Genomic DNA, 9,075 nt, shown 5'->3' with positions numbered 1-9,075 from the left:
GATTTCTATTGGCGAGACTGGCATTGGCCGGCCTTCAACCTGGCTGATATTGCAATTGTCCTCGGTGCCTTACTTTTAGTTTCCAGCAGCCGTTGGGTGAAGCGTTAACAACCAGGCAAATAATGCCAGACTGATTGCAGCAGGTAACAGCACCCAGGCTGAAGCTCCTTTTTTCAGCCACAAGTAAGGCAAATAGCAACCGACAATTTCTGCTATTGCAGTAATGATAAATAAACCTAACGTTGTAATGACGGTCACTTCACTGCACCTTATCCGGGAATTCATCCCGACAATGTTCTTGTGTTAACTCCAGTTCTATCGTGGTATGTGCTAAATCAAACTGCTCCAATGCGTTAGCAATACGCAGCTTAATATCGGCATAATGGTTTGCAGTAAATGCCTTGCTGGCATTGGTTACCACATGTGCGGTGAGTACATGATGTTCACCATCAAGCGACCAGAGATGCAGGTGATGAATGCTGTCTAACTCATCAATTTTCAGCAAAGTATCTTGGATTTCATTTTGCAATTTGCTATCTGGCGCGGCTTGCAGAAATAGACGCGCAGTTGTGCTGAGGTTTCGTAAAACATTAACCAAAATAAATAAGGTGAAACCAATAGAAAGCAAAGGGTCAAGGATAGGCCAATCCACAAATTGCAGCACAATAGCCACAACCAAAACTGCAACCCACCCAAGAACGTCTTCAAGCAAATGCCAATTCAGCACTTTTTCATTCAGTGTATTTCCTTTGCTCAAGCGGTAAGCGGCAAAGCCATTGACTGCAACACCCAGCACAGCTAAAGCCAGCATTCCCTCTGTCACTGGCATTACCGGGTTAGCCAGCCGCGGTATTGCCTCAGTCAGTACCCAAACCGATCCGGCAATCAATACCAAGCCGTTAATTAAGGCGCCAAACAATGACAATCTGCGGTAGCCGTAAGTAAATTGTCGGTTTGCAGACTTTCGGCCAAGCCGGTTCAACAGCCATGCACTGCCAATAGATAAGCTATCACCCAGGTCATGCACTGCATCTGCCATAATTGCTGTGCTGTTGGTTAACCAACCGCCGATAAACTCAATTAGGGTAAAACCCACATTAAGAAAAAAAGCCATAGCGATCCGGTTGTCGCTGTCGTCTTTGATATATGAATGGTTGTGCTGGTGCATTAAGACTCACCTATTTATTGCTGATAACAACTTAGTTGGTTTGACTAACGGCTTCATTCAATTGTTTTAAAATACCACAGTGCTCTACCGTGCGCTTCGAGTTGCAGCTAAGACGTAAAGCCTTTAGTTGTTTATTAAGCTGCGTTAAATCCGCTATGCGACGTTCTACCTGCTCGATATGCTGTTCAATCATCTGATTAACATCATCACACTGCGACATTGGCGAGTCATTCAAACTCAGTAACTGACGAATTTCTGCCAAACTCAGATCTAAACTCCGGCAGTGTTTAATAAATAGCAACCGCTCGATATCAGCGTGATCGTAGAGGCGGAAATTACCATCGCTACGTAATTTCGCCGCAAGAAGCTGCTCCTTTTCATAGTGACGGATGGTTTGCACAGAACAGCCAGAGATTTTTGCCAGCTCTCCAATCTTGATCATCTCGATACTGCCTATTGACTCTATAGTAACTACAGAGTTTAAACTAGGTTTCATATCAACCCAAGGTTTATCGGTTATGAATGCAAAATGCTGTTCCAATGATAAGTGTAGCGAAACGGGCAACAGTGAAAATAGCGCCGTTGATGCACCTGATAAGCATGCAAAATATGCCTACCTTAGTGAATTTAGGGTGCCTAAAATGGACTGCCCTGCCGAAGAGCGTTTGATCCGTATGGCGCTGGAAACAGTTGAGCCCGGTGTTCTGTTACAGTTTGATATCCGACAAAGGCAGGTTCGCGTTTTTCACACGGTGAATGCCAATGAAATTACAACAAAAATGCACAGCTTAGGGCTGGGCGCATCGCTGACAAAGACCGGGCCGGTGAAACCCGAAGAGGTAACGCAGGCCAGACAATCCACAGCATCAGGTTCGCTGCGTGAGGAGTTAATTTTAAAATGGTTGCTGGGCATTAACGCGGTGATGTTTGCAGTAGAGTTTGTGACCGGTTGGCTGGCTCAATCAACCGGGTTAATAGCCGACTCTTTGGATATGTTTGCCGATGCAGCGGTATACGGGGTTGCGCTATACGCAGTCGGGCGTAGTAGCAAGGTTCAATTAAACGCCGCACAGCTTGCCGGCTGGCTGCAATTAATTTTAGCTTTTGGGGTGATCAGTGAGGTGATACGGCGCTACCTGTTTGGTAACGAGCCAGTGTCGACGTTGATGTTAATTATGGGCGCTATTGCTTTGGTTGCTAATGTGATCTGTCTTTCGTTAATTCATCAACAAAAAGAAAGCGGCGCGCATATGAAAGCCAGTTGGATTTTTTCTGCAAATGACGTTATCGCAAATGCAGGGGTGATTTTGGCCGGATTATTAGTCACCTGGACCGGGTCACGCTATCCGGATCTGGTAATAGGGTTCATCATTGGATTAGTTGTACTCAATGGTGCGCGCAGGATTTTACAGCTAAAAGCGTAGCTTGTTGTTAAGTCGCAATAGCGCTACCATAGCGCTAACTTACTGAGGGATTTATGTTAGGTCGTACATCAGGCTTATTATTACTGTTGCTGATTATGCTGAATCATGCCGTGATGGCCTGTGATGCGTTAGTTATGCATTTGCCCGATCATGCCCATACCTACACTGACCTGCAACATGAACACTGCCACTCAGATACCCTTTTCGACGTAAGCAGTGAGCAAGTCACTGAACATAACGTTGAACATAACTCTGAGCATGATACCGACGAACACAGTAATCATGCTCATGTCACCTGCTATATCGCTTTTTTTCAGGGCATGGAGGTGCTTAACTTCCGTGACAGCGTTATAGCCGCTACCCAACCAGGGTTAAACCTCATTAGCTATCGCCCACCGGTGCCGCCGCCAAATATCTGATCCTGCTTGTTTATCCTTTTTATTAACGATTAACTTTCAGGAGCATACCCATGCGTATGACACTAATGCTGCCAGCAATACTGGCGGCGGTATTTTGCGCGCTTCCGCTACGTGCAGAGCCGCAAGCACTGACATTACAACAGGCAATAGATAAAACACTGCAACACAACCCGCAGCTGCATCAGTTTAAATTTACCCAACAGCGACTGCTGGCAGAGCGTGATGTGCAAAGCCTTAAACCCGGTTATCAACTCGGTGTAGAGCTTGAGAATGTTGCGGGCACCGGAGAGGCCAGAGGGCTGGCCGGTGCTGAGCTGACAGTCGCCTTATCTTCCGTGATAGAGCTGGATAACAAAGCTCAGTGGCGCGCTGAGGTAGTAGACGCCAGGCTCAATACTCTTGATTGGCAGCAACAAGCGCAAACCCTCGATGTGCTGGCCGAACTTACCCGCAATTATATTAATCTATTGGCCAGCCAGCAGGAATTGACACTGACAGAAGAGGCAGTAGAGCTCTCAGAAGCCCTGCTGCAAAGCGCAGAAAAACGTGCCGCCAGCGGTGCCTTGTCAGATGCTGAAATCATGCGGGCAAAGGCGCAACTGGCTCAGGTTCAGATCGGGCGGGACGCCCTGTTGCAGCGCATTGAGCGGCAAAAAATAGCCATAGCACGTTTTTGGGGTGATACCAGCGCCAACTTTAACGTTGTGGCAGGTAATTTGTTTGCTTTTGGTCAAAGCCGCCCTTTTGCCGAGCTGTATCAGCGGCTGCAACAATCGCCGGCGTTAACCATTTTTGCCTCTGAACGTCGGTTAAAAGACGCTGAAGTGCGACTGGCGCAAAGCCAAAACCGCGCAGATCTGAGTTGGCAAGTAGGGGTAAGACGCTATCAGGCCAGTGACGATACAGGCCTTACCTTTGGTATCTCAGTGCCATTATTTGCTGAACGTCGCAATAGTGCAGCCATCGAAGCTGCGCTGGCAGAGCGAAACAATGTCGAGTATCGGCAGCAGGATAGCTTACTGATCCTGCATGAACGCTTGTTTGATGCCTACTCGCAACGGCAGCAATTCATTACCAGTCACCAACAGTTGGCGCAGTACGTGATCCCCAACCTGGAACAAGCGCTGGATCTTACGCGTGATGCATACCAGCGCGGGCGCTCAAATTATCAAGATTGGCTTAATGCCCAGCAAGAATTGTTGCAGGCAAAAAGACAAATACTGGAAACCGCCACTGCGGTGCTATTGAGCCAGGCGACGATTGAACAGCTTACCGCCGAGCCGGTAACGCAGTAACTGACAAGATTATTGCCCCGCTGCCGCACTTCATTAACTGTGCGACGTGGCAAACAGAATATACAGGAAGATAGCATTATGAAACCACATGTAACACTGGCAATGTTTATTGCAGCCTGGCTGATGCCGATGCAAGTAATGGCCGCCAATGAGCAAGAACATGCGCATGTCCATGCCAAAGAGCAAGCGGTAAAACCGCAATCTGACGCTAAGAAAAATGAAGAGCACGAAAAACACGGCGAGAACGAAGAACATGAAGAACATGAAGAACACAATGAGCATGAAGGGCACGACGAAAACGACGAGCATGAACACAATGAAACCCTAAGCAGCCGCATTAGTGATGATATGGCTACGGCGGTAAATATTGTCACTGATCGTGCTGACAGCCAGTTATTACGCCAACATCAGGTGGTTTATGGCAAGCTTAGTGCTGATCCAAACCGCATAAGCCATGTTAATGCCCGTTTTCCCGGTCTTCTTACCTCGGTGAAATTCTCACTGGGTGACAGCGTAAAAGCAGGCGATGTGCTGGCCGTTGTCGAGTCAAATGAGAGCTTAAATACCTATGCCATTAAAGCGCCAATTGACGGCGTTGTTATTCAGCGCAGCGCCAATGTTGGTGAAATCGCACAGCAGCAGACGCTGTTCAGCATTGCTGATTTTGGCAGCCTGTGGGCCGATTTTCGCGTGTACCCATCACAACAAGATGCTGTCGTGACAGGACAAAAAGTGGTCATTATGGCCGCTGACACTGAGATTAACGGCGTAATTGCGCATATCATTCCATCATTAACCCAGCCCTATCAACTGGCCAGAGTTAAGCTGGATAACCGTGACGGTAAACTATCGTCCGGGCAATTGATCGAAGGTGCTGTGATAAGCGGTGAATTCAACGTTGAGCTTGCCGTTAAAAAATCGGCCATTCAAATACTGGACAATAAAAGCGGAGTCTTCGTAAAAAACAATAGCGAATATGCCTTTACCCCATTACAGCTTGGCCGTAGCGACATGGATTATGTCGAAGTGATTGCCGGTTTAAAGCCCGGCCAGTTGTATGTCACTACAAACAGCTATCTGTTAAAAGCGGATATTGAGAAATCTGAAGCCGAGCACGCGCATTAAGGGGGCACTATGATTGAATCCATGTTGCGCCTGGCTATTGCGAGGCGGTATCTATTTTTAACGCTGACACTGTTGATTATTGCCATTGGTAGCTGGAGCTACCAACAGTTACCGATTGATGCAGTGCCGGATATTACTAACGTTCAGGTACAAATAAACACCGCAGCACCGGGTTATTCGCCACTTGAGGCCGAGCAGCGTATTACCTATCCGGTAGAAACTGCCCTGTATGGCTTACCCAATTTAAGTTATACCCGTTCTTTGTCTCGTTATGGCTTGTCACAGGTAACGGTGGTATTTGAAGAAGGCACGGACATCTACTTTGCCCGCAATCTAATCAACACCCGGTTGGGCGCTATCAAGGATATGTTGCCTGAGGGCATAGAGCCTGAAATGGGCCCTATTTCAACCGGGCTTGGTGAAATCTTTATGTATACCGTGCAGGCCAAACCGGGTGCACTGCAACAAAATGGTTCACCTTACGATGCCATGGCACTGCGGGAAATTCAGGACTGGATAATAAAACCTCAGCTGGCACAAGTTAAAGGTGTGGTGGAAGTAAACAGTATTGGCGGCTATAACAAGCAATACCATGTGTTACCCGACCCACTGAAACTGCTTAATTATGGCCTGAGTATTAAGGATATTGAGCTGGCCCTGCAAGCCAACAATGACAACAGAGGCGCTGGTTATATTGAACGTGAAGGCATGCAACTGCTGGTACGCTCGCCCGGTCAGTTAACCTCTCTGGATGACATTGCTAATGTCATTATTACGCAATACGACACAATACCGGTAAAGCTGAGTGACGTTGCCGACGTTGCCATTGGCAAAGAGCTGCGAACCGGTGCGGCAACTCAGGATGGCAAAGAAGCGGTGCTGGGTACCGCCATGATGTTAATTGGTGAAAACTCACGCACAGTGGCACGGGATGTGGCGCAAAAGCTGGAGCAGATCAAAAGCTCTCTGCCAGAGGGTGTTATTGCTGAAGCAGTATATGACCGCACCACCTTAGTGGATAAAGCCATTGCAACCGTCAGTAAAAACCTGCTGGAAGGCGCATTACTGGTGATCGTAGTGTTGTTTATCCTGCTGGGCAACCTGCGGGCGGCGTTAATCACTGCGGCGGTGATCCCGCTATCAATGCTGATGACCATTACCGGCATGGTACAAGCCGGCGTTTCTGCCAACCTGATGAGCCTGGGTGCGCTGGATTTTGGCTTAATTGTTGATGGTACGGTGATTATTGTCGAGAATGCGGTTCGCCGCCTGGCGCAGGCACAGCACAACGGCCGTATCCAACCGCTAAAAGAGCGCTTAAATACGGTGTATCTGGCAACTGCAGAGGTTATCCGGCCCAGTTTGTTCGGTGTGGCCATTATTACTATCGTGTATATTCCTATTTTTTCGCTGACCGGTGTCGAAGGTAAAATGTTTCATCCTATGGCAGCGACTGTGGTGATGGCCCTGTTATCCGCTATGGTGTTGTCGCTGACCATTGTGCCTGCCGCTGTGGCGGTGTTCTTAAATGGTAAAATCAGTGAAAAAGAAAGTGCGGTCATAAGAGGCGCTAAAACCCTGTACGCACCGCTATTAGCGCTGGCACTCAAATTTCGCTGGCTGGTGATTGGTTTGGCCAGTGCTCTGGTTGGTGTGTGTCTGTGGTTGGCGACCACGTTGGGGGCAGAGTTTGTGCCTCAGCTTGATGAGGGCGATATCGCTTTACATGCCATGCGTATTCCGGGCACCGGCTTAGAACAAGCCGTTGCAATGCAGGAAATTCTGGAGCAGAAGATCAAAACCTTTGCTGAGGTTGATAAAGTGTTTGCCAGAATTGGTACCGCAGAAGTGGCGACCGATCCGATGCCACCCAATGTGGCTGACAACTTTGTGATATTAAAACCGCGCAGTGAATGGCCCAATCCGGATAAAACCAAAGCCCAATTGGTCACTGAAATGGAAGCTGCTTTGGCGACATTGCCGGGCAATAACTATGAATTTACCCAACCTATTCAGATGCGTTTTAATGAACTGATTTCCGGTGTACGAGCAGATCTGGGTATTAAGGTATTTGGTGATGATTTAGAGCAGCTGGTTACAAGCGCTAATCAAATTCTGCAAGCCGTCAACAAGGTGCAAGGTGCTGCGGATACTAAAGTGGAACAAGTCACTGGTTTGCCAACCTTGTCGGTGATCCCCAACCGAACTGCGCTTGCCCGTTACGGCTTAAATGTGGTTGAACTACAGGACTGGGTATCAGCGGCAATTGGAGGTACGTCGGCCGGTATTCTGTATGAAGGTGACAGACGCTTTGAGCTGATTGTGCGCTTGCCGGAAACCCTGCGTCGCGATCTGGACAAACTGGCGGTGTTGCCGGTGCCATTACCAAATGGGGACTTTGTACCGTTACAGGAAGTGGCTACCTTAGATGTGTCGCCTGCGCCGGCGCAAATTAGTCGTGAAAATGGCAAACGCCGGGTAGTGGTAACCGCGAATGTGCGCGGGCGAGACCTTGGTAGTTTTGTAGAAGAGGTAAAGGCCCAAATCAACCGTGACGTTAGATTACCAGCCGGTTACTGGCTGGACTATGGTGGTACTTTTGAGCAGCTGGAGTCCGCCAGTCAGCGCCTTAGCATTGTGGTGCCTGTTACGTTGCTGCTGATTTTAGGTATTCTGGTGATGGCTTTTGCGTCATTTAAAGATGCGTTGATTATCTTCAGCGGTGTGCCGTTGGCGCTCACCGGTGGTGTGTTGGCCTTGTATTTGAGGGGTATGCCTTTATCAATCTCTGCTGGCATTGGCTTTATCGCCTTATCAGGCGTAGCGGTGTTGAACGGTCTGGTGATGCTGAGCTTTATTCGCGATCTCTGGCGTGAGAAAGGTGACTTGCTGTTAGCGATAACGGAAGGCGCGCTTACCCGGTTGCGCCCTGTGCTAATGACCGCTTTGGTCGCGAGCCTCGGTTTTGTGCCGATGGCGATTAATATTGGCACCGGTGCTGAAGTGCAGCGCCCGCTGGCGACAGTGGTGATTGGCGGTATTATTTCGTCAACCTTGCTGACATTGTTGGTATTGCCCGTGTTATATCATTGGGTGCACAAAAACGATAACCGCAAACAGCAAACGGAATAATCATTAACCTGCTTCGCTGCAGCATTGGGCTGCAGCGAAGAACGTTTTGGCAATAGTATGAGTGTTTATGCTAATACGATTAAAACGATAACCGCGTAAATAGTCAGGCGTATTAAGACGTCCCGCCAAATGGGGCTGTCAGCTAGCAAGGGTTGCAAGTCAGCTGGCAAGGGCACTGGCTTTAAAGCAGAGATATTCGCGCCTCCAGGATTTCCCCTTGGAACCCAACCAAATATAAAACCCGGAACCGTTGCTATCAAACGGACGATCTGACCAATAACCTCGCGATTATCATTGCGTTTAAGCCCAATTCGTAACATCTGCCAGTGCGTCGCTATGTGCGGTATAAAATATCTCTGCCCTAAAATATGCGCTCTTTCAAGAGACTTAAACGCATTGTCTAAATCATTGACTTGTTCAGCCTCCATGGCTGAGTGTAGTGGCACACTAAATTTGGCCACCTGATTAGAGGTGTTATCATACACCTCATAGATGATTAGGTGACACTATGA

General features: G+C 48.3%; 9 protein-coding genes and 1 pseudogene. 6 read left to right on the top strand and 4 right to left on the bottom strand.

Annotated elements, in window-relative coordinates:
• Window positions 1-39 precede the first annotated feature (39 nt).
• Window positions 40-108 (top strand): hypothetical protein, encoded by a 69-nt coding sequence (locus tag KQY15_RS19335; RefSeq protein WP_443627118.1) that lies wholly within the window; start codon window positions 40-42, stop codon window positions 106-108.
• On the opposite strand, the pseudogene KQY15_RS18825 reads toward KQY15_RS19335, so the two are convergent.
• The 3 genes and pseudogenes from KQY15_RS18825 to cadR all read right to left on the bottom strand — a co-directional run.
• Window positions 82-285, bottom strand: a pseudogene (locus KQY15_RS18825) (YnfA family protein); the annotation flags it as partial. The gene KQY15_RS19335 and the pseudogene KQY15_RS18825 overlap by 27 nt on opposite strands.
• Window positions 260-1,168 carry a cation diffusion facilitator family transporter gene (locus KQY15_RS18820; RefSeq protein ID WP_217671445.1) on the bottom strand — a complete coding sequence of 303 codons (909 nt, stop codon included), beginning with the start codon at window positions 1,166-1,168 and terminating at the stop codon, window positions 260-262. The pseudogene KQY15_RS18825 and the gene KQY15_RS18820, both read right to left, overlap by 26 nt.
• A gap of 31 nt (window positions 1,169-1,199) precedes the next feature.
• Window positions 1,200-1,610: a Cd(II)/Pb(II)-responsive transcriptional regulator gene (gene cadR / locus KQY15_RS18815; protein ID WP_425289089.1), complete on the bottom strand. Its 411-nt coding sequence runs from the start codon at window positions 1,608-1,610 to the stop codon at window positions 1,200-1,202.
• Between cadR and KQY15_RS18810 the strand changes: the two genes are divergently transcribed.
• The 5 genes from KQY15_RS18810 (at window position 1,603) to KQY15_RS18790 (ending at window position 8,563) form a co-directional block, all read left to right on the top strand.
• Complete coding sequence (locus KQY15_RS18810) at window positions 1,603-2,592, top strand: cation efflux transmembrane domain-containing protein (protein ID WP_254795855.1); 990 nt, start codon at window positions 1,603-1,605, stop codon at window positions 2,590-2,592. The genes cadR and KQY15_RS18810 overlap by 8 nt on opposite strands.
• 53 nt (window positions 2,593-2,645) lie before the next feature.
• Window positions 2,646-3,011, top strand: a complete 366-nt coding sequence (locus tag KQY15_RS18805; RefSeq protein WP_217671444.1) for a cobalt transporter — start codon at window positions 2,646-2,648, stop codon at window positions 3,009-3,011.
• Between the two features lie 50 nt (window positions 3,012-3,061).
• Window positions 3,062-4,306 (top strand): TolC family protein, encoded by a 1,245-nt coding sequence (locus KQY15_RS18800; RefSeq protein WP_217671443.1) that lies wholly within the window; start codon window positions 3,062-3,064, stop codon window positions 4,304-4,306.
• A 78-nt stretch (window positions 4,307-4,384) separates the two neighbouring features.
• Window positions 4,385-5,431 carry an efflux RND transporter periplasmic adaptor subunit gene (locus tag KQY15_RS18795; protein WP_217671442.1) on the top strand — a complete coding sequence of 349 codons (1,047 nt, stop codon included), beginning with the start codon at window positions 4,385-4,387 and terminating at the stop codon, window positions 5,429-5,431.
• 9 nt (window positions 5,432-5,440) lie between these two features.
• Complete coding sequence (locus KQY15_RS18790; RefSeq protein WP_217671441.1) at window positions 5,441-8,563, top strand: efflux RND transporter permease subunit; 3,123 nt, start codon at window positions 5,441-5,443, stop codon at window positions 8,561-8,563.
• Window positions 8,564-8,628: 65 nt separating this feature from the next.
• On the opposite strand, the gene KQY15_RS18785 is transcribed toward KQY15_RS18790, so the two are convergent.
• Window positions 8,629-9,009, bottom strand: coding sequence for a DUF3703 domain-containing protein (locus tag KQY15_RS18785; protein ID WP_308160272.1), 381 nt, complete (start codon window positions 9,007-9,009; stop codon window positions 8,629-8,631).
• Between the last annotated feature and the right edge of the window lie 66 nt (window positions 9,010-9,075).

Origin of the sequence: Arsukibacterium indicum (assembly GCF_019100565.1) — a bacterium.
Classification (GTDB): domain Bacteria; phylum Pseudomonadota; class Gammaproteobacteria; order Enterobacterales; family Alteromonadaceae; genus Alishewanella; species Alishewanella indicum.
Note: the sequence above shows the minus strand (reverse complement) of the source record. Positions and strands in the feature narration are given on the sequence as shown.

Coding starts and splice junctions, on each gene's coding strand:
- cadR (WP_425289089.1), bottom strand. CDS start 1,610: ATGATCAAGATTGGAGAGCTGGCAAAAATCTCTGGCTGTTCTGTGCAA.
- KQY15_RS18790 (WP_217671441.1), top strand. CDS start 5,441: ATGATTGAATCCATGTTGCGCCTGGCTATTGCGAGGCGGTATCTATTT.
- KQY15_RS18805 (WP_217671444.1), top strand. CDS start 2,646: ATGTTAGGTCGTACATCAGGCTTATTATTACTGTTGCTGATTATGCTG.
- KQY15_RS18800 (WP_217671443.1), top strand. CDS start 3,062: ATGCGTATGACACTAATGCTGCCAGCAATACTGGCGGCGGTATTTTGC.
- KQY15_RS18820 (WP_217671445.1), bottom strand. CDS start 1,168: ATGCACCAGCACAACCATTCATATATCAAAGACGACAGCGACAACCGG.
- KQY15_RS18795 (WP_217671442.1), top strand. CDS start 4,385: ATGAAACCACATGTAACACTGGCAATGTTTATTGCAGCCTGGCTGATG.